The 19119-nt window shown below is 40.4% G+C and carries 19 protein-coding genes; 4 read left to right on the forward strand and 15 right to left on the reverse strand.

Features of this window, described 5'->3' with window-relative positions; translation table 11 throughout:
• The first annotated feature begins 130 nt into the window (after nucleotides 1-130).
• Nucleotides 131-778, forward strand: a complete 648-nt coding sequence (locus IGI49_RS20915) for an ROK family protein (protein WP_429965653.1) — start codon at nucleotides 131-133, stop codon at nucleotides 776-778.
• Nucleotides 779-827: 49 nt separating this feature from the next.
• Here the strand turns inward: IGI49_RS20915 and IGI49_RS20920 are convergent, their stop codons facing one another.
• Nucleotides 828-1019, reverse strand: a complete 192-nt coding sequence (locus IGI49_RS20920; RefSeq protein WP_429965651.1) for a CsbD family protein — start codon at nucleotides 1017-1019, stop codon at nucleotides 828-830.
• A gap of 137 nt (nucleotides 1020-1156) precedes the next feature.
• On the opposite strand from IGI49_RS20920, the gene IGI49_RS20925 reads away from it, so the two are divergent.
• Entirely contained in the window at nucleotides 1157-1330 is a 174-nt protein-coding gene (locus IGI49_RS20925; RefSeq protein WP_207703546.1) for a hypothetical protein, read from the forward strand.
• A gap of 27 nt (nucleotides 1331-1357) precedes the next feature.
• Here the strand turns inward: IGI49_RS20925 and IGI49_RS20930 are convergent, their stop codons facing one another.
• Nucleotides 1358-1675 carry a DsrE family protein gene (locus tag IGI49_RS20930; RefSeq protein WP_429965650.1) on the reverse strand — a complete coding sequence of 106 codons (318 nt, stop codon included), beginning with the start codon at nucleotides 1673-1675 and terminating at the stop codon, nucleotides 1358-1360.
• A gap of 243 nt (nucleotides 1676-1918) precedes the next feature.
• On the opposite strand from IGI49_RS20930, the gene IGI49_RS20935 reads away from it, so the two are divergent.
• Nucleotides 1919-3640 carry a Na/Pi cotransporter family protein gene (locus tag IGI49_RS20935; RefSeq protein ID WP_429965649.1) on the forward strand — a complete coding sequence of 574 codons (1722 nt, stop codon included), beginning with the start codon at nucleotides 1919-1921 and terminating at the stop codon, nucleotides 3638-3640.
• 42 nt (nucleotides 3641-3682) lie between these two features.
• Here the strand turns inward: IGI49_RS20935 and map are convergent, their stop codons facing one another.
• From map to pfkB, 11 genes are all read right to left on the reverse strand, one after another.
• Nucleotides 3683-4432, reverse strand: a complete 750-nt coding sequence (gene map, locus IGI49_RS20940) for a type I methionyl aminopeptidase (protein WP_429965648.1) — start codon at nucleotides 4430-4432, stop codon at nucleotides 3683-3685.
• A gap of 134 nt (nucleotides 4433-4566) precedes the next feature.
• The gene (locus IGI49_RS20945) at nucleotides 4567-5616 is read right to left on the reverse strand and encodes a zinc-dependent alcohol dehydrogenase (protein WP_429965647.1); all 1050 of its coding nucleotides are present in this window, start codon (nucleotides 5614-5616) and stop codon (nucleotides 4567-4569) included.
• Between the two features lie 24 nt (nucleotides 5617-5640).
• Nucleotides 5641-6462 (reverse strand): PTS system mannose/fructose/sorbose family transporter subunit IID, encoded by an 822-nt coding sequence (locus IGI49_RS20950; RefSeq protein ID WP_429965646.1) that lies wholly within the window; start codon nucleotides 6460-6462, stop codon nucleotides 5641-5643.
• Nucleotides 6463-6473: 11 nt separating this feature from the next.
• The gene (locus IGI49_RS20955; RefSeq protein WP_429965645.1) at nucleotides 6474-7238 is read right to left on the reverse strand and encodes a PTS mannose/fructose/sorbose/N-acetylgalactosamine transporter subunit IIC; all 765 of its coding nucleotides are present in this window, start codon (nucleotides 7236-7238) and stop codon (nucleotides 6474-6476) included.
• Nucleotides 7239-7255: 17 nt separating this feature from the next.
• Nucleotides 7256-7729 carry a PTS sugar transporter subunit IIB gene (locus IGI49_RS20960; RefSeq protein WP_207703539.1) on the reverse strand — a complete coding sequence of 158 codons (474 nt, stop codon included), beginning with the start codon at nucleotides 7727-7729 and terminating at the stop codon, nucleotides 7256-7258.
• Nucleotides 7726-8154, reverse strand: coding sequence for a PTS sugar transporter subunit IIA (locus IGI49_RS20965; protein ID WP_429965644.1), 429 nt, complete (start codon nucleotides 8152-8154; stop codon nucleotides 7726-7728). The genes IGI49_RS20960 and IGI49_RS20965 overlap by 4 nt, the downstream gene beginning before the upstream one ends.
• Nucleotides 8155-8339: 185 nt before the next feature.
• Nucleotides 8340-10775 (reverse strand): sigma 54-interacting transcriptional regulator, encoded by a 2436-nt coding sequence (locus IGI49_RS20970; protein ID WP_429965643.1) that lies wholly within the window; start codon nucleotides 10773-10775, stop codon nucleotides 8340-8342.
• Nucleotides 10776-10858: 83 nt separating this feature from the next.
• Nucleotides 10859-11866, reverse strand: coding sequence for a tagatose-bisphosphate aldolase (gene lacD / locus IGI49_RS20975; RefSeq protein ID WP_429965642.1), 1008 nt, complete (start codon nucleotides 11864-11866; stop codon nucleotides 10859-10861).
• Between the two features lie 2 nt (nucleotides 11867-11868).
• Nucleotides 11869-12321 (reverse strand): fructose PTS transporter subunit IIA, encoded by a 453-nt coding sequence (locus tag IGI49_RS20980; RefSeq protein WP_429965641.1) that lies wholly within the window; start codon nucleotides 12319-12321, stop codon nucleotides 11869-11871.
• 15 nt (nucleotides 12322-12336) lie between these two features.
• On the reverse strand, nucleotides 12337-13728 hold the full coding sequence (locus IGI49_RS20985; RefSeq protein WP_429965640.1) for a PTS fructose transporter subunit IIC: 1392 nt from the start codon (nucleotides 13726-13728) through the stop codon (nucleotides 12337-12339).
• Between the two features lie 12 nt (nucleotides 13729-13740).
• Complete coding sequence (gene pfkB, locus IGI49_RS20990; RefSeq protein ID WP_429965639.1) at nucleotides 13741-14661, reverse strand: 1-phosphofructokinase; 921 nt, start codon at nucleotides 14659-14661, stop codon at nucleotides 13741-13743.
• Between the two features lie 204 nt (nucleotides 14662-14865).
• On the opposite strand from pfkB, the gene IGI49_RS20995 reads away from it, so the two are divergent.
• Complete coding sequence (locus tag IGI49_RS20995; RefSeq protein ID WP_429965638.1) at nucleotides 14866-15627, forward strand: MurR/RpiR family transcriptional regulator; 762 nt, start codon at nucleotides 14866-14868, stop codon at nucleotides 15625-15627.
• Between the two features lie 57 nt (nucleotides 15628-15684).
• On the opposite strand, the gene ade is transcribed toward IGI49_RS20995, so the two are convergent.
• The gene (gene ade / locus IGI49_RS21000) at nucleotides 15685-17424 is read right to left on the reverse strand and encodes an adenine deaminase (protein WP_429965637.1); all 1740 of its coding nucleotides are present in this window, start codon (nucleotides 17422-17424) and stop codon (nucleotides 15685-15687) included.
• Between the two features lie 460 nt (nucleotides 17425-17884).
• Nucleotides 17885-18895 carry a ribose utilization transcriptional repressor RbsR gene (gene rbsR / locus IGI49_RS21005; protein WP_429966084.1) on the reverse strand — a complete coding sequence of 337 codons (1011 nt, stop codon included), beginning with the start codon at nucleotides 18893-18895 and terminating at the stop codon, nucleotides 17885-17887.
• Nucleotides 18896-19119: the final 224 nt, after the last annotated feature.

A 19119-nucleotide genomic window follows, 5' to 3' on the forward strand; every position in this document is an offset into this window, starting at 1 on the left:
GTTAAAGCTTTAGATACAATTATTCAACCTACTAATTCCTCTTGTAAGACCTCCCTTAAGCATACCATGTCACTATCCCTTCATACTTATTTTTCAAGATAGGAAAGAAAGTCGCTATGGTTCGCTAGCATTGAATAAGTTAACTAGAAGTGATCTGCTGGAGAAGTTAAAAGAAGTTATTCATTCTGCTGTGGTACCTATCGCTGCCATTAGTATTTCCATTCCAGGAAAAGTCTTTCAAGGAACCTTAATATCGAGCTGGAAGCAGGAATTGAATGGTTGGGATATAGTAGGAGATTTAGCTAAGCTAACAGATGCACCTGTCCGTATTCAAAATGATGCACATTTGTTTACGATTGGTTATTCGCTGGACCAAAATATTCTGGAGGGAACGACCATTGTTGGAATATACTACCCTCCTCATAGTATGCCTGGGGTAACCATTTTATCTGATGGTCAGTTAATTGAAGGGGAAAAATCGTTGGCTGGAGAGGCAAAATTTCTGCCGTTTTTGATGGACTCGGAGCTGCCAGCTTCTGAAGAAACCTTTCTGAAAAATCTGGTGAATCTCGTTTCAATTTACAATGTGGTTATTGCTCCAAAATATTTTGTCATTTCTGCAGGAAAGACTTCACCACAGTCGCTAAGTCAGACCTTGACTCAAAATGAGACCTTACTTCAACAGCCTAACACACCTAGTTTTTACTTTGATGATCAGGTTACTCATAGTATTGAGTCCGGATTGTTCTGGCTAGCTTCTCAAGATAGGAAATTTTAACAACAAAATAGACCCGTTAGCTGTGGGGGAGCTAACGGGTCCATTTCTTCTATTCTTTTTCTTTATGTTCGTCGATCTTCTTATTCATTTTTCCAGCAGCATCATCGGCAGTATCCTCAGCTTTTTCTTTCGCTTTGCCCATGCCTTGCTGAATCTTGCCTTTTAGTTCATCTTTATTGTCACCTGTCGCTTTACCTTTTGCTTCATTTAATTTTCCTTTAATTTCTTCTTTGTTTGTCATATTAATTCCCTCCTGTTTTTACACCTTTAATTATACGCTTGAAGTACTTCTTGTTCTAACAATGTGCTCGCAAATTAACAAGCAGGAGCAAGAGCAGATTTATCGGCCTATGTTACACTCATAATGAGGTGAAGATCATGCGCAATACTTGGTTGGCTGAACAGCTACAGACGTTAAAAAATGAGCAGAATCAGCTGGTAATTGAAGAAGCACTTCGTTACATCGAACAGTTAGAGGATGACAACGAAAGTTTACAGGTGGCTTTAGAAGGAAACATTTGGAGTCCCAAAAAATGGAATGAAAACAGATAGCCGTACTGGTTTGCAGCACGGCTGTTTCTATGGTTTGATATACGCGTACCCTTCATGCTGAAGACGGACAAGGGCCATCACCCCAGCGGGGACAACCTCGATTTCCTTTGCCAGATCTTCTTTTTTTATATGGTGGGCTTTCATGGCGTTGTTGCAGGCAAGATAGCTGACTGTTGGACAGTCCTTCATAAACTCAAGCTGAGCTGGCAGCAAATAGCCTTGAATGGCCTCCCCGTTAACAACTAAAGTAATTGCCGCATTTTTATCTGCTGCTAACAGGTTTTGAATATTATGACGGGCTTCACTAAGCTTACCTAATTCATCGACATGGAACACAACTCTCATCTTCAATTTCCCCTTACCTATATATATTTGCACGTTCTTCCATTAGATTAGCTGAAATAAGTAAAAAAAACAAAGCATACGAATGCGTTATTTTTCTTTATCGAAATCACAGAAAGTTTTTACTTTGCTTCTTTTGATAATTTGCAAAAAAATTTACTTTAAATACAAAAAAATTGTTTACATGAGACGTTTTTTTGTTTATGTTTAGATTGGTGGTTTAAAAGATGTGATGGAGGTTGTAAGGTGTCTTATCAAGAGATGTTTTTTACGTTTTTAGGTGGCTTAGGAATTTTTCTATTTGGGATCAAGTATTTAGGTGACGGTCTGCAAAAAGCAGCGGGGAATCGTTTACGGGAAATACTGAATCGATTTACTTCAACCCCTCTGCGAGCAGTCCTGGCTGGGCTTATTGTTACTGGATTGATTCAAAGCAGCTCGGGTACCACAGTTCTAGCCGTCGGATTGGTTAGTGCTGGATTTATGACTTTAAAGCAAGCGATTGGGGTTATCATGGGGGCAAATGTCGGCACCACTGTAACCGCATTCATCATCGGATTTAATTTGAGTGAGTATGCTCTCCCCATTATGGGTATTGGGGCTTTGCTGCTATTCTTCACTAAACGCAAGTCACTTCAGTACTTGGGACAAATCCTGTTTGGTTTCGGTGCTCTGTTTTTCGGACTGGAATTAATGGGCAGCAGTATGGACCCCTTAAAGGATTTGCCACAATTTAATGACTTAATGATTCGAGTGTCTCACCTGCCGATTTTAGGCGTGGGGATTGGAACTTTACTAACGATGGTCCTGCAAAGTTCCAGCGCAACAATCGGAATTTTACAACAATTATATATGCAAGGAAGTTTAGGACTGTCTGCTGCATTGCCGATTTTGTTCGGTGACAATATTGGAACGACAATTACAGCTGTTATCGCCTCTTTAGGGGCTAGTGTTGCAGCTAAACGAACCGCCGCTTCGCACGTCATTTTCAATTTAGTTGGTGCAGTTATCTTTACTTTATTATTAACGCCCTTTACACACGTAGTAATTTTTTTAACAGATACATTTAATTTAAACCCGGCCATGCAAATTGCTTTTGCTCATGGATTATTTAACGTATCCAATTTAGCGATTCAATTCTGGTTCATTCCACAAATTGAAATTATTGTGAAAAAGATCATTCCAGGTACCGAAAAGAATTTGAACATTCGACCAACGGCCTTGAGCGATTCCCTGATTTATACTTCGCCTAACATGGCGATTGAACAGGCTTCCAACGAGGTCATTCAAATGGGACGTTATGTGCTGTCGGCCTTGGATGCTGCAAAGAAATTTTATCTGGATCCTAAGAATGAATGGCAGGAAGATGTTAGTCAATATGAGGAAGCCATTAATCGCTTTGATGTTGAATTAACGGAATTTCTTGTGAAGATTTCTACAGCTGAATTGTCTGATTTAGAGAGTCAGGAACAGGCGATGCTGATGGAATTCACCAAAGACTTTGAGCGAATGGGGGATCACTGCATCAATATCATTCGTTACATTGAAGAGTCCATTGACCGCGAAGAACGACAACGACAAAAAGACAAGCGCAATAAGAAACCAAGCCCACGGGATAGTTATATCCTTTATGACGAGGATCTGGAATTGTTGTTTGATAAGGTACGGAAAAATATTCGTGATGCACTGACTGTTTTGGAAGATGACGATGTTGAATTAGCAGAAAGGATGCTGGAGCGGGAAAAGGAAATCAATCAATTGGTAGAATTGCTGCGTTCGAAGTATATTCGCTTGATGAATGCCGGTGAAGGACGTGCTGGAGATAGTGTCGTATTTATTGATATCAGTTCGAATCTAGAACGTTCTAGTGATCGGACCTTGCATATTGCCAAGTATATTTTGGGAAATAAATACAGCTTTAAAGCAGACACTAAGAATTTCCAATATATTGAAACAGAAGATATATAAAAAAAGCTGTCGCATCACTGATGCGGCAGTTTTTTTCAGCCATTAATCCTGCAAGGTCATAATCACTGGACCATCTTTAGTAATTGCAATGGAATGTTCATATTGCGCACAGTATCCCCCATCAATCGTGCGAGCTGTCCAGTTATTTAGATCCATCTGCATCTCCCAAGTACCTGTTGCAATCATTGGCTCAATGGTAATCGTCATGCCTTCTTTTAAACGCGCTCCTTTACCAGCTATACCTACGTGGGGAAAAATCGGATCTTCATGAATTGATGGTCCAATCCCATGGGCTAGAAAATCACGGATCACGCTATAGCCTTTGTCCTCAGCGTAGGTCTGAATCGCATGCCCAATATCCCCCACACGATTTCCCACCTGTGCTTGTTCAATTCCTCGCATCAAGGCTTCATAGGTCACTTCCATTAACTCTTTATGTTTATCAGAGATTTCACCAACTGCATAGGTCCAGCAGCTATCCGAAATTGCACCATGGTAATCGACACAGAAATCAACGTTAACAATGTCACCGGATTTCAAGCAATAATCCGAAGGAAAACCGTGACAAATTTCGTCATTTACGCTGGTACAAGTCGCATACTTATAACCTTCAAAACCAATTTGTGCAGCCACAGCTCCTGCTTCCTCAATCCTCTTTTGGACGAACTGATCAATTTCATTGGTCGTGATTCCAGGTTTGATGAACCCTCTTAATTGTTTATGTATGCCTGCTAAAATTGCACCTGATTCTTTCATTTGTTCTATTTCTCTTGATGACTTTAATGTAACCATGTAACACGCTCCTTTTTTAATTGCAAGATGCTTCCCCATCGCAAAGACTAGCTGGATTATCTCACTATACTTTGGTAAATACAACTGTTTGAAAAGGAATAAGCAGCAGACACGGATGCATCTGCTGCTTGTAACTAGTCCATTGCTATAACAATTCGATAAGTTTCCGGAGTTAGGGCTGCCTGTATCCCCTCTACAATAGAAACGAGTGGATAAGTGCCGGAAATAAACGGCTTCACGTCAACAATCCCTTCATTTAACAATTTCATAGCAGTGATAAAATCGTGGGTATTGGAATTGGCCGTTCCGACTAGCTTAGTCATTCGACGGTGCAGTTTATTCGGGCTGACACTTATCGGTGTATCGGGATGGTAGGAACTATACAGTACCACTCGTCCATACAAAGCGCTCATCTCAATTGACTCTTCTGCCAGCTTGGAAACACCCACTGTGTTCAAAATAATATCAGCACCTTTATTATCTGTTAGCGCCAAAACTGCTTCTACGACATTCACTTGATTCGGATTGATTAATTCATTAAAGCCTAATGTTTTTAGAAAGTCTAAGCGCTGCTCATTTGGTTCTACTACAATTACCCGGCCGCCTTTATTACGAGCTAAAATTGCATGGAATGCACCCATTATCCCAGCTCCGATAACCACAACACTTTCACCTAGTTGAATATTTGCTAACTCAACACTGTGCACAACGCAAGATAGGGGTTCTGTCAAGGCTGCTTCTTCATAGCTTAATTTATCAGCGATTTTGAAAAGCTTGCTGACAGGAACCGCCAAATATTGAGAAAAGCCGCCCATACCACGTGTATCCAAGCCGCCAACCATATTTTCATAACTGAAATTTTGGCAGCTGCTTTCTTCACCAATTCGGCAATTTTCACATTCACCACAGGAAGTCAGCATCCCAACTACCACCCGATCACCGATGTTCCACAGCTTTAGATCAATATCACTACCGACTGCGGTAATAATTCCAGCTTCTTCGTGCCCGCCAATGAAAGGAAAATCAACTTGATTGATCCCTTTATAGACCCGCTGCTCCCAAGTACAAATTGCGCAGGTTTTAAGTTCGACCAAAACCTCGTTGGCTTTAGGAACAGGTTTTTTAATATCAACTACCTCTAATTTTTCTACTTCGGTGAAAATTGCTGCTTTGCATGTATCCATTATATTGTTAGCTCCCTTCGCTACTTAGAAAATTCCGATGATCGCGCCGATAGTTGAGATTAAAACCAGGATCAATAATACCATGGTAGATTTCATTTTTTTATTTAAAAAATATAGTGCCAGCATTGTTACCGTTAGTGGCAGCATACCTTCTAACAGCTTATCCAAAATATCTGTTTGAACATTCAACTTTAAATCACCAAATTTGAAAACCATGCTCGTACTCAAACTGACATAATTAGCGGTCAAAGCACCGATAACCACGCCACCCATAACTTTCGCTCCCAGCATCACCTTTTTTAGTAAATCGCCATTCATTAATTTCTGAATACCTTCTTTACCGTAATTGTAGCCTTGCATCCATAAATAATAGGCAATCCCCAACATAATGACAAACATAGAAATAATATAGAACAACGGACCAAATATATTCCCGTCTGATCCGATACTAATGGCAATCGACAATAGAATCGGAACCAAGGTCCCTTGCCACAAGGTATCACCAATCCCTGCTAAAGGTCCCATTAAACCTGTTTTAATCGAGTTAATGGCATCACCAGTAATCGGAGCTCCAGAAGCCTTTTCTTCTTCTAATGCAATAGTCAATCCACCAATAATTCCACCAAAATGCGGTTCGGTATTGAAAAATTCTAGATGCCGATTGTAGCTTTCTCTCAATTCTTCTTCATCATCCCCATAAAGCTTGTTAAGCACTGGCAACATTGCCAATAGAAACCCTGAAGACTGCATTCGTTCATAATTATAATTAGAATGAGAGAAAAAGGTCCATCGCCAAAAACTCTTTTTTAACTCTTTCTTGGTTAATTTCTTTGCTTTATTTTCCATTCTGCTTCCCCCTACTCTAGTCCGGCATTTCCTTTAAACAATAATTGTGTATAAACAAAAGCAATGATGAAGGCAAGTATTGATACGGCAATAATCGGTAGACCCAAATAAACTGCCAATACAAAGCCTAAGAAGTAAAACACTGCGGTGTCCCTGCTCATAATAGATTTTAAAATCATCGCGACCCCAAGTGCCGGCAGCACGCCGCCAATTACTTCTAACACATGCAGTGGTTTTCCTTGCAATGCATCCAGAATATCCTTCACCACTCCGGAACCAAAATAAGTAATAATAAAGACTGGAATAACTGAGATTAACAGCAAAAACAATTGTGGCATAAACATTTGAATTCGTTCGATTTTTTTGGGATTTAGTTCGTCAGCAGCCTGATCAATCATGTGTAAGAAGGATATATCAACGGTCATATGAGCAATCCAAATGACTGTTCCCAACAATCCAATCGGCACTGCCATTGAGACCGCTACTTCTGGTGAAGCATTCGCTGCCATTGCTAATGCGGTTCCCAACGTTCCCGCCAAGCCTGGGTCCATCGGTACTGTCCCACCGGCTGAAATATAAGCCAAATAAGGTAAACTAATGGCTGCACCGATCATACACCCTTGAACAACATCCCCTAAAACCAATCCGACTAACGTGCCGCAAATCAGCGGCCTTGCTAAAACCGTGCTTCCAAGCAATGTTAACCATGGTGTTCCGTTAATACTCAAATAGTAAATAAAGCCAATTAAAAGTGCTTGAAATAAATTGATTTCCATATTTTTCCCCCATTTTTCTATAAGTACTGTTTAATATCGGCACTGTTTTCTTCCGGTATTACTTGAACAAATACGCGGACTCCTTTATCGGCAAGCGTTTTGAAACACTGACGCTCAGAATCACTAACAGAGATGTTTCGGTAGAGCTTACTGCGGTCTTTTCGAGCCCCCATACCTCCAACATTTAAAGCCTCAATTACCACTCCACCATCAATCAGATTCTCAATCACGTGAGGATTCTTGGCTAAAACAATGATTTTATTGTCGTCAGCTTGTTGTGTTAAATATTCAATCCCTCCGTCCTCTGTTAAAACAGATACCTTAATACCGGCTGGTACTGATGAAGCCATAATCATTTTTAAAAATTCATCCTGTGCCACTTCATTGTCCACAATGACAATTTCGTTGCCCTTGGTTTCATGTACCCAAGCAGTCATCACCTGTCCGTGAATTAAGCGATCGTCAATACGGGCAAATACAATATTTCTCATGCTTGTTCCTCCTTTTGAAATGCTCCTGCTTCAACAAACAATTCTTTGATACCCTCTTGTCCTGTGCTCATAATATGGAGCGCTAATGTATCCAGATCCTTGCTGTCTCGCATTAAAATACTTTCAATCAGCATCGGAAAGTTTACACCCGCGATTGAGCGGTACGACTGCGGCCCTAGTTTACTGGCACAATAGGCCGTTGCTTTAAAAGGACTAGCACCATAAAGATCCGTGAAAATCAATACCCCAGATCCATCATTTAATTGTTTTATTTTCGTGATAACCTTTTCATTGAATTCATCAATGTTATCACCAGGATAAAGTCCTAACCACTCTAGTTTTTCGGTCTCTCCGACAATCATTTTGCTACTTTCGATAAAGCCCCTGGCTAATTCGCCATGTGTCATTACTAAAATACTGATCATCTCTTTTCCTCCTCTTCACTTTCTATATAAGCAATTGCTGTGCCAAAAATCTGGTACACATCTTTTTGGCTAAATACGAGAGTTTTTTCTCGATCTGTGACAGATCAGTTGTTACACATCATAAAAATGATCTGTAACAAGTTCAAAACTATCTGTAACAAGAGATGTGTAACAAATAGTTTTGTCTAAACGAAGGTTTTCACCATCTTGGTTACATATAAAATTTCGCTTTCTGGCAGGCTGATCCCGTATATCCGTTCCAGCAGTTGCAACTCTTTTTCAATCTGATAGAAGTAATTATCTTTATCCTCGCTTCGTAATTCGAAAGCCAAATTCTCTTTACGAATAGAACGTTCAATCATTGCTAAGCAATGGAAATAGAATTTAATAACTAACGTATCAATAATTTCAAACGCTAAAAGCTCCGATAAAGAAAGCAAGATTTCGTCTAAGATTTCCGAAGCTCGCCGGATATCTAGAAAAGTGACACTTTTTTCCAAAGAATGGTAAAATAAATGATCTTTATTTTTGATTAATCGTCGGCTGGAGTAATCAAAAATGGTTGTATTCTTTCGATGACTGGTGAAATAAGTACTCTCCTCTAACAGTTCATTGACAAGGCTTTCAATTTCCAGATTAGTAAACAATGCTTTTCTGGTAGCTTCAATTAGCAGAGGTGACGTGATATTGTCTACTACTCGCACGTTGATCCCCAGTTCTTTCTTCAATCTGACAGAAAAAGTGCTGAGAGAACCCATATCCACCAGCAGCAGAACTCCTGCTCCTTGGTCAATCCGTCGCACAATATCGATGGATTTTTCATAGACACTTTCGATCGTATCCTCTAGGGGCATATCCAATCCTTCTGCATGGTGGATTCCCAATAAATCGTTGACCATTTTTGCTAAATTCGTTGCCACACCCACTCCGTGCATAATAATCAGGATACCAATTGGATTTTTGCGTGTATCTTTATAAATAGTCTCTAGAAATAGTTCAATAATTTCCTGTTCCTCTAAAGGAATTTTTATTTGGAATTTTCGATTAATACTTTTAACCAATTTTTGAGCATAGGGATGAAAAGCTGTTTGTTTAGCTTCCTCAGAAATTTTTCGCTTGCTAAAGTTACGTGATCCGGAGTTGCATTTTAGAACTAAGGCTTCTACATGCAGAGCCAAATTGTAGGTCACTTTTTGATCACAGTTCACCTCTAGATCCGCCGATATTTTCTGAATGGTTGTATTGACAATACTTAATACTTCCTCTGAAACTAGTTTCTCAATCCCTTTATTACTGAGAGGTTCTCGACTTTCAACTGCATCGATCTGAATATTAAAACGCTGATTCATAAAGAGAGTCATCTTCTGCTGAATTTCCTTAATAGATTTTCCCTCCTTCAACAGCGTCGAATATTTTTCTAAAATTTTCTGATAAAACGAAGAGTCAATGGTACTCTCGATCGGCAGCTCCACTTTAGTTCGTCGGTTTAACATAATTTTATTTCCCATGTAATAAGTACAGTCTTGAAAGAAGCCTCTGTCCTCTATATCTATCTCTGGCAACAACGAGCGATCTAGCTGATCGATGCTGATTTTTATCTGGTCATAGCCCTGAATAACTGCTTGGGCAAACTCTTTGGCACACAGAATTTGGATGTCATTCTTCAGCTGACCAATATTTCCCGGACAGTTGTAACGAGTCAGGCTTTCCACAATCTGTTTTTCCACAAAGATTTCTTTCTCAATTTTTTCTGATTCTAAACAGAAAAAAGAATCCACCAGCTGGATTCGTTCCTGTAAGGTCCGGTCTTTCAAATCTGGCAGCTTCAATACCATTTGAAACCTTCGTTTAAAGGTATGGAGCAGAGAACTCTCGATATTTTCAGTTGTTGCGCAAACAATCAGCACATTGACTGGATGGCTCTGACTGGAGGTTTCTCCCAGCTTTCGGTACTGCTGTGTATCAATAATCGTAAATAACATCTCTTGTCCCTCTGGCGGTAACCGGTGAACTTCATCCAAGAAAAGTAATCCATTATTAGCTTCCTCAATTAACCCATCCTTATCAGTATCTGCTCCTGTAAAGGCCCCCCGAACATAACCAAACAAGACAGACAGCAGTAGTTGAGGATTGTTGGAATAATCCGAGCAGTTCACGTGGACAAAAGGACTTTTACCTCTAAACTTACCGATCTCTTGGCCGTATTTGTACATTACCTTGGCAAACGTACTCTTACCTACTCCGGTTGAGCCCAGCAAAATGGTATGCAGACCATCAGGCGGATACATAATTGCAGCTTTGGCTGAGTTAACTTGGTTTTTCAAACTTTCACTTGTACCAATAAACTCAGTAAAAATGGAGCTTTTTTTAGTTGGAGAGGGTTCCTCTTTTCTGATTCTTTTAGGTAACGGTGACTCCTCAGATAACATATTCAAGATGTAAAGGACTGGTTTACCTGCAACTTTTTTTAATTGTCGGTTTTGCACTAATTTATTCAATTCCCGACTAACGGCGGTGCGATTCATATTTAAGGCTTGAGAAATCTCTAACGTCGTAAAGGATACTTTCGATTGATTACTCTTTTTTTTGATCCAAGCTAGAACTTGTTCTGTTCGATTCATACATTCCCTCCTCAAGAAATATAATTAAAGTAAACTTCAATAAGACTGGCCTACACATTTTTCTGTGAAGGCCAGTCTTATTTTTATGAAAAACGTTGAGTTGTTGTTTCGGATTCAACTTTGTCTTGTAATGGAGATGCTGTTACTTTAAGGACCTTATTCAGCTCTTCAATATTCTTGCGTCCAATGGTCCTTAACCATTCGCGAGCAGCCTCTTCTCCCTTGGTAATAAAGGGTTCTACACCATTCGCCCAGGTTGCACGACCGCAAAGAACGCCGTTAAACGTTGAACCAGAATCTTTAGCAAAGTGTAATGTTTTCTGGAATAATTCTGCACTGACACCGGCACTCAAGAAGATAAATGGCAGATCAGTTGCTTTACTCTGTTCCTCAAAAAGTGCTGCTGCTTCCGATTTAGAGTAAACTTCAATTTCGCCAAATCCTTCGACAAACTTCATATTGACAGGAACTTCGACCTTCAATACATCCACGTTATAACGAGGGTTGGAGAACTCCTTCATCATATCATTCACTTTATGAGGTTTTACTTTGGCATATTCTTCTGAAGCGGCATCCGTAATAGTGGCATCATAAGAAACCAGCTCCAAGAAGAATGGAATTCCTTCAGCCACACATTCAGAACCGATTCTTTCCATATAGGCTTTCTTTTGATCATTGATTTCATCGGCTTCATCGATGTCGTAATACAGTAAGAATTTGCAGGCGTCTGCTCCAGCTTCCTTCAGGCGCTTCACGGACCAAACATTCAATGAATCAGGCAACCGACCCGGAGTTGATGCATCGTAGCCTGTTTTTTCATAGGCTAGCAGCAAACCGGCATTTTCTGCCCGGGCTTTTGCCGCTGGCAAACCATATTCTGGGTCCAGCAAGATTGATGTTGCATACGGCGTTAATTCTTCTGAGACAATTTTCTTGAAATCGATAATATCTTGATCAGTCGCTGTTTCTTTGTATTTGGCGATCATCTTTTTCAAAGCACCACGCTGATCAATGGCTAAAGCACCGATTACTCCATCCGCATTACAAGTGTTCATTAAGTTAGTATATTGAACTGCATTTAATTTTTTCACGATTAGTTGGCTCCTTCTAATTGGCTTGAGATTAATTGGGCTAACTCTTTGCTTGAGTTAGTTCCGATAAATTGTGTTTTGAACTCTTCCTTCATTAACATGCGCGCTACTTGAGAAAGTACCTTCAAGTGAGTCGTACCGCCTTCAGCAACTGGGATAAATAGTGCAAGCACATATTTCGTAGGCTTGCCATCCAGACTGTCCCAGTTGATCCCGTCTTTAAGTTTAACCACGATAATTGCTGGCTGACTGACCGCATCGCTTTTCGCATGAGGAATCGCAAAGCCGTCCATCATTCCCGTCGTTCCTTCAGCTTCGCGTTTTTTTAACGCATCATAAACGGCTTGTTCATTATTGGCTAACTCTTTCTCTACAATGGTTTTCGCCAGAAATTGAAAGGTCGCTTCCTGGTCCGGCAAAGCCATATCGGTAAAAATCAATTCTTCATTTAACATATCTTTTTCACTCCTTTATGCTTTCTTCACTCGATTTTTTTGAATCAATCCTAATAAGACACCACCTACAATTGAACCGATTAGAATAGCAACGACCCACAAAAATCCATGAGTAACTACTGGCAAGACTAAGAATCCACCATGCGGTGCTGGTACTTGAACTTTAAACATATAGGTCAAAACAGCTGCAATTGACGAACCAATCATCATGGTTGGCAATACACGCAACGGATCTTTCGCTGCAAAAGGAATCGCTCCTTCTGTGATATGAGTAGAACCCAGAACAAAGTTAACCAATCCCGCATTTCGGTCATTTTTGTCAAAATATTTTCCAAACAGCAATACGGCAAAACCAGTAATTAGCGGTGGAGCGATACAGGCTGCGGATACACCGGCCATAAAGGTTGTGTTTCCTTCTGCTAACAAGGCAGTTCCTGTTACATAAGCGGCTTTATTGATCGGGCCGCCCATATCAAAGGCACACATACAGCCGACAATTATTCCTAAAACTAAGGGACTTGAATTTTCAAATCCAGCCAGGAAGTTCATCATCGCTTCATTGATAGAGGACATCGGACCAGAAACCACTGACATAATTAATCCAGTTACAGCAACGCCCAAAACTGGATACAAGAAGATGGCCTTCAACCCATCCAATGATTTTGGTAATGGTGTCAACAGCTTACCTAAGCCTAAAATTACATAACCGGCCAAGAAACCTGAAACAATTCCGCCTAAGAAGCCTGTTCCTCCATCAGCAGCAATCAATCCACCTACAAAACCAACCACCAAACCAGGACGTTTAGCAATGCTTTCGGCAATATAGGCTGAAAGTATTGGAACCATCATGCTCATAGCAAAACCACCAATACTGTTTAAGCGAGCGGCAAGTTCGTTATATTGCGCATTGGTTGGATCAGCTGAGTAAATCCCCCACAAGAAGGAAATCGCAATTAGTACTCCTCCACTGACAACGAATGGCAGCATATGGGAAACACCATTCATTAAGTTCTTATAGATTGAACGGCCAATTCCACTGGAGCTTTTTTCATTTTCCTGTTCAACCGCTGTTGTATTTTCTTCATGAGAAATTTTACCCTTGCCTGCTAAAGCATCATCAATTAGTTGTTCCGCATCTTTGATCCCTTTGGCTACAGGTACATCAATGATCCGTTTCCCTGCAAAGCGTTCAGCATGAACATCTTTATCCGCAGCAATAATGACAGCATCGGCACCAGCAATTTCTTCGGGGCTCAGTTCATTTTCGACTCCAACTTGCCCATGGGTTTCCACCTTAATGGTAATTCCCTTTTTCTTAGCTGCCTGTTCCAAAGCCTCCTGTGCCATGTACGTATGGGCGATACCGGTGGGACAGCCAGTAGCGGCAATAATTTGATATTTTGTCATTGCGTGTTCCTCCTATTCGATTGTGATTTGTTTTTCTAATTCCGCAACATCCGACAGATCAGTTAATCCTTTTCTAAAAGCTGTTGAGCTCCCGGCTGCAATACTTGTTCGTAAAGTTTCAGCCGGGTCATTTTCTTTAATTAGTCCTGCTAAAAAAGTTCCTAATAGAGTATCTCCGGCACAGGCTGAGTTAACCAGCTTGCCCTTCGGTGAATTTCCTCGTAGACAGTGCTCCTGATTGATAAAAATGGCTCCTTCACTTCCTAATGACAACAGCACATTTTTAGCTCCTGCAGCAATCAGCTTTTTCCCGTACGTAACATACTCCTCTTCTTTCAAGCGCTCCTTGCCAAACCATTCGGCTAGTTCATCTTCATTTGGCTTTAATAGGAACGGTTTGTAAGGCAAGCATTCCAAAATTTCCGTATAGCTGCTGTCGATGATCAAGTTCACCTTATTTTCGAAGCAAATTTTACTAATCTCGATCAAAATACTCGGCGATACCCCCCGCGGCAAACTGCCGGAAACACATAGATAATCTCCCGACTTAAACTGACGAATCTGTTGAAGCAGTGTATCAATGCTTGGTGAATCAATTTCTGGTCCTTTGTTCACCAGCTTGTACTCGGTCTGCTCGCTATTAACTTGAGTAAAAACGTTAATCCGAGTTATTCCGTCAACTGTAACAAAATCGGTTTGAATGTCCTGCTTGTTTAAAAATTGTTCAATATATTCTCCAGTAAACCCGCCACTAAAACCCAGGGCTGTATTAGGAATCCCCAGCATTTTCAGCAATAGGGAAACATTGACGCCTTTTCCATTAGCCTGAATGTCGTCATCGATTGTTCGATTGACTACTTTGGGGATTAACTGCTCTGTTTCGATGTATAAATCAATCGCCAGATTCATGGTACAGGTATATACATTTACCATTTCTTTCCCTCCATCTCTGTGACTTCATTATGCCTTAGAAACTTCTGGTAATGTTTTCTAAAAAAGGGGATCCAGCCGGAAACATTTCCTAAACAGTTGGCAATTCATCTTTTTACTTTGCCTATGCCAAAAAATATCTTAGAACGGTTTGCTTTTAAAAATAAAAGAGCTTACAATATGATAAGAATTAAGGAGGGATCAAGCATGGATAGCAAGTTGAGTGAGGCAGAAGCTTATTTGTGGAAATACATAACCAAGCATATGAATGATATTCCAAACTTGTCGATTGTAAAACTGAGTGAATTAGCCAATGTTTCTACCAGTACAATTGTTCGAACTATGAAGAAAAAAGGCTATGAAGGCTTTACTTCCTTTAAACACCACTTAAAAGAACAAGCCAGCTCCACAATCAATTTTGCTAAAGTAGATCGAGTAGATGAAGAAATCCGCCGCTCCATTTTGAAAAATGAGCAGGAAGTAGTTCGTACCATTAACATGCTGGATACAGGGATTATTGAGGATGCGATTCAAAAAATCGGCAGCTCGCAGCGGATTATTCTTTTTGCCCGTGCCTTCTCTGAACTAATTGCCGAAGAAATGAAAATCAAATTCCAGCTGGCAGGAAAATACTGTGAACTGCATACTGATCCTAATATTATCAAGACCATGAGCACTCGTTTAAGTAAAAGTGATACCGTGATCTTTGTTTCTCTAAATGGCGAAACGGAGGAATTGGTGGTTGCTGCTAAAAACTGTTATAAAGAGGAGATCACAACGATTTTGATCACTGCTAATAATGACAGTCGACTGACTGACCTTTGCGAATTGTCCTTAATTGGCTTCAAATCAGAAATTTCTTTTTTCCCTGATTACGAAGTCCGCTCTCGTCTGCCTTTGTCAGTAATTGCTCGAATCTTACTGGATTCCTATGCAATACGGGTAAGCCGCAACAAAGAAGAGGGTTAAAAACGAAAACCGGAATCTCCTGTGATTTTCTTCAGGAAATTCCGGTTATTTTGTCTATTAATCCGTTACTGAGACAGACACAATCTCAAATTTTGTGACATCCACCAAACCTAAATCAGTAATCTTCAGGCTGGGAATTACCGCTAATGACATAAAGCCTAGAGTCATAATCGGATCAACCTCCGTAGAAATCCCTAGTTCCTCATGAGCAAGCTGATTGATAATTGCTTCCTGCTGAGCTACTTCCACGCCAGTCAAATCGCTCATCAAACCAGCGATTGGTAAAGCTAATTGTCCAATGACTTCTTGATCATTGACTAATACGACTCCACCACCTAACTCTTTTAAGGCTTCTACCGCAACCGTCATGTCAGCGTCGTTCGTTCCGGTAACAATTAAATTATGGGAATCATGGGCGATAGACAACCCAATCGCACCTTTTTTCAAGCCATAATTTTTAAGCAAACCAACAAATACATTACCAGTATTATGATGACGCTCAATCACGGCAATCTTGGTTACATCTTGATGAGCATCGTAAATAAAATCTCCCGACGCATCTCGTTGAACCGGTACAACCGCTTCGTTGGTTAAGGCTTCTTTCGGTACGACCTCAATTGCTCGTGCTTTGTCAGAAGTTAGATGCATTTGGAGCTGAGCTGAGTGAAATTGGTCAATATGAACACTAGATTGAACGTTTTCTGTAGACACTTTCTGAAGTTCGGGTAAGTATTCTCCATTCTTGGCTACTAAAACACCGTCAATGTAAGTTTCTTCGACTGCAAACTTTTCCAAGTCAGAAAAGACGATAAAATCCGCCTTCAAGCCAGGGGCTACTGCTCCACGATCTGGTAATTGGCAGCATTGAGCTGCATTAATCGTCGCCATTTGAATGGCGCGAATCGTCTCAAGACCCTCTTCAATACAAATTCGAATACTATTGTCTAAATGACCCACTTCTAAAATTGAAGCAGCCTGTAAATCATCGGCCACTAAAACACAACGGTGAGAATTATTCACTGTTACGCCTTTTATTAGCGTGCGTAAATTCTGCGTTACTGAACCTTCGCGCAAGAAGGCATACATCCCCCGAGCGATTCGGTCCTGAAGCTCTTCAATCGTAGAGGACTCGTGATCGTTAGTGATCCCCGCCGCTGCATAAGCATTCAGATCCTTGGCGAAAACCATCGGTGCATGACCATCAATTCGTTTCCCATGATTTTTAGCTACCAAAAGCTTATCCAAAATAGCATCTTGCCCTTGAATAACGCCGGGAAAATCCATGAATTCCGCTAGACCATCCACTACTTGGTCTTTCATCGGTTGAAGCATGTCTTCAGCTGTAAGTACTGCTCCCGCATTTTCCATATTTGTGGCTGGAACACAGGATGGCAGCATATAGCGAATATCTAGTGCTGTTCCTCTGGCAGCTTCTAGCATATAATCAAGACCTTTTAAACCTAAGACATTAACAATTTCGTGAGGATCAGCTAAAACAGTGGTTGTCCCATGAGGCACCAGCAATCGTCCAAATTCTTCGGGTGTCACATAAGACGACTCTACATGAATATGAGACTCAATCAAACCCGGGGCCAAATATTTTCCTTGCAGATCATAACTCACTTTGCCCTCGTAATCACCGCCAATTCCGGCTATGACACCATTCACCACCGCAACATCGCCCTCCAAAACCGCGGCTTGATAAACATCTATAATTTTAGCCTGTTTAAAAACGATATCTGCTGGTACACGCCCGGCAGCAACATCGATGATTTGCTTTAACTGTTGTTTGTTCAATTGGGTCACTCCTTAAAAAACATTTTCTCTATTATAACAGGAGTGCTGCGTATTGAGTAAAAAATAAAGAGGATCCTTCAAAACTCTGCCTCTCACTTTTTGACAAGTGTTCTCCATTATTGAAGCTGCAGCTTAACTACCCCTTTTAGCAAGTTATGTACCACTTGATCTCATGCAGCATCACTTTTAAAAACCTTCTATTACTATCATTACTAGCCAAGCTCTCTTATTATTTAACAGCGTTTAAGAAGTCCTTGTCTTTAATACAGAAAAAAACATCAACATATACTTAACTGTTGATGTCTCCTGAAAGTTATGAAGCTAGATAATTATTGACTAGATGCTTCAATACATGTACAGTGATCGGACCCTTATTTAGTAAAAATCTATGACTCATACAAACATACTTTTGGTCATGGTCCACGTCAATTATTATTAAAACCAGTCAACCCTCTCGTAATTATTTACTGCTTAAAACTCTTGTTGAGTGACGCTCAATTAGGGTCACTGGTAAAGAAATGTCTTCCGCCTCTTTGTCCGGCTCTTTAATTCGCTTCATTAACAGTTGAGCCGCCGCTTCCCCAAGCTCCTCAATGGGCTGGGCAATAGTCGTTAAGCGAGGCGTAACATACTCACACATTTCAACATCATCATACCCAACCACACTGTAATCCTCTGGAATCCTTTTTCCTAAATCTTCCAGTCCTCGATAGAGCCCAAAAGCTGTTTCATCATTAATGGCAAAGATCCCTGTAGCTTTTGTCTCTACTACTTGCTTAGCCACAGTATAACCACCGGACTTGTTCATACTTGTATCTAAAATTGTAACTGTCTCTACTTGATTCTTGCAGGCCGCTCTGAAACCTCGTAGACGATTTTGTAAATTTTCTGGTCCTTCAACAGGCATGACAATTGCCAGCTGCTTATGTCCTAATCCAAGTAAATGTTCAGCTGCCAATCGGCCCCCCTCAAAATCATCAGATACAACGGAATCAATAGCACCTTCTGTCCGATTTTGGTCAATGACAATAAAGGGATGATTATTGCCATGAAGCATCTCACATAATGCCTTGTTGGAAATAACTGGCGTTGCAATAATAAAGCCATCTACTCCACGACGCATCAGTTCTTCTAGATAGTCATGTTCCTTTGTCATATCGAAGTTCGCATTGCATAAGACCGTAACAAACTTTTCTTGATAAAGTGCTTTTTCGACTCCGGTCATTAGCTGGCCAAAGAATGGATTAGCAATATCTGAAAGCATGACTCCGATCGTTTTGCTGCCCTTGATTACCATTCGTTGGGCAAAATAATTCGGTGAATAATTTAATTCCTTCTTAGCCTCTATCACTTTAGCAACTGTGGCTGGACTAAATTTGTGGGCGTTTCCATTTAAAACCAGTGATACGGTAGCGATTGATACCCCAGAAAATCTTGCTACATCTTTAATTGTGGCTTTTTTCCCCATTATCCTGTCAATCCTTTACTCCATTATCTACAAACCTATCCCATAGATTAAACGTTTTATTTCAAAAGATGTACCGCTCTCAACCGATCCAGGTGGTGTAGTATCTTAATTATAAAATGTATTGATAACTTTTCAAGTACTTTTGGATAATTTTTGTCATGTTATGGGATTTTTCTCATTATAAAGCTAATGTTGTTTGTCTTGGAACTTACGTAAAAAACTGTGAA

The organism is Enterococcus sp. AZ071 (assembly GCF_050499065.1).
GTDB classification, from domain to species: Bacteria; Bacillota; Bacilli; order Lactobacillales; family Enterococcaceae; genus Enterococcus_A; species Enterococcus_A ferrettii.

Excerpts from the sequence above, each read along its gene's own strand:
- IGI49_RS20920 (WP_429965651.1), bottom strand. The coding sequence starts at position 1,019 with ATGACAAACAAAGAAGAAATTAAAGGAAAATTAAATGAAGCAAAAGGT.
- IGI49_RS20925 (WP_207703546.1), top strand. The coding sequence starts at position 1,157 with ATGCGCAATACTTGGTTGGCTGAACAGCTACAGACGTTAAAAAATGAG.
- IGI49_RS20930 (WP_429965650.1), bottom strand. The coding sequence starts at position 1,675 with ATGAGAGTTGTGTTCCATGTCGATGAATTAGGTAAGCTTAGTGAAGCC.
- map (WP_429965648.1), bottom strand. The coding sequence starts at position 4,432 with ATGGTTACATTAAAGTCATCAAGAGAAATAGAACAAATGAAAGAATCA.
- IGI49_RS20945 (WP_429965647.1), bottom strand. The coding sequence starts at position 5,616 with ATGGATACATGCAAAGCAGCAATTTTCACCGAAGTAGAAAAATTAGAG.
- IGI49_RS20950 (WP_429965646.1), bottom strand. The coding sequence starts at position 6,462 with ATGGAAAATAAAGCAAAGAAATTAACCAAGAAAGAGTTAAAAAAGAGT.
- IGI49_RS20955 (WP_429965645.1), bottom strand. The coding sequence starts at position 7,238 with ATGGAAATCAATTTATTTCAAGCACTTTTAATTGGCTTTATTTACTAT.
- IGI49_RS20960 (WP_207703539.1), bottom strand. The coding sequence starts at position 7,729 with ATGAGAAATATTGTATTTGCCCGTATTGACGATCGCTTAATTCACGGA.
- IGI49_RS20965 (WP_429965644.1), bottom strand. The coding sequence starts at position 8,154 with ATGATCAGTATTTTAGTAATGACACATGGCGAATTAGCCAGGGGCTTT.
- IGI49_RS20970 (WP_429965643.1), bottom strand. The coding sequence starts at position 10,775 with ATGAATCGAACAGAACAAGTTCTAGCTTGGATCAAAAAAAAGAGTAAT.
- IGI49_RS20980 (WP_429965641.1), bottom strand. The coding sequence starts at position 12,321 with ATGTTAAATGAAGAATTGATTTTTACCGATATGGCTTTGCCGGACCAG.
- IGI49_RS20985 (WP_429965640.1), bottom strand. The coding sequence starts at position 13,728 with ATGACAAAATATCAAATTATTGCCGCTACTGGCTGTCCCACCGGTATC.
- pfkB (WP_429965639.1), bottom strand. The coding sequence starts at position 14,661 with ATGGTAAATGTATATACCTGTACCATGAATCTGGCGATTGATTTATAC.
- IGI49_RS20995 (WP_429965638.1), top strand. The coding sequence starts at position 14,866 with ATGGATAGCAAGTTGAGTGAGGCAGAAGCTTATTTGTGGAAATACATA.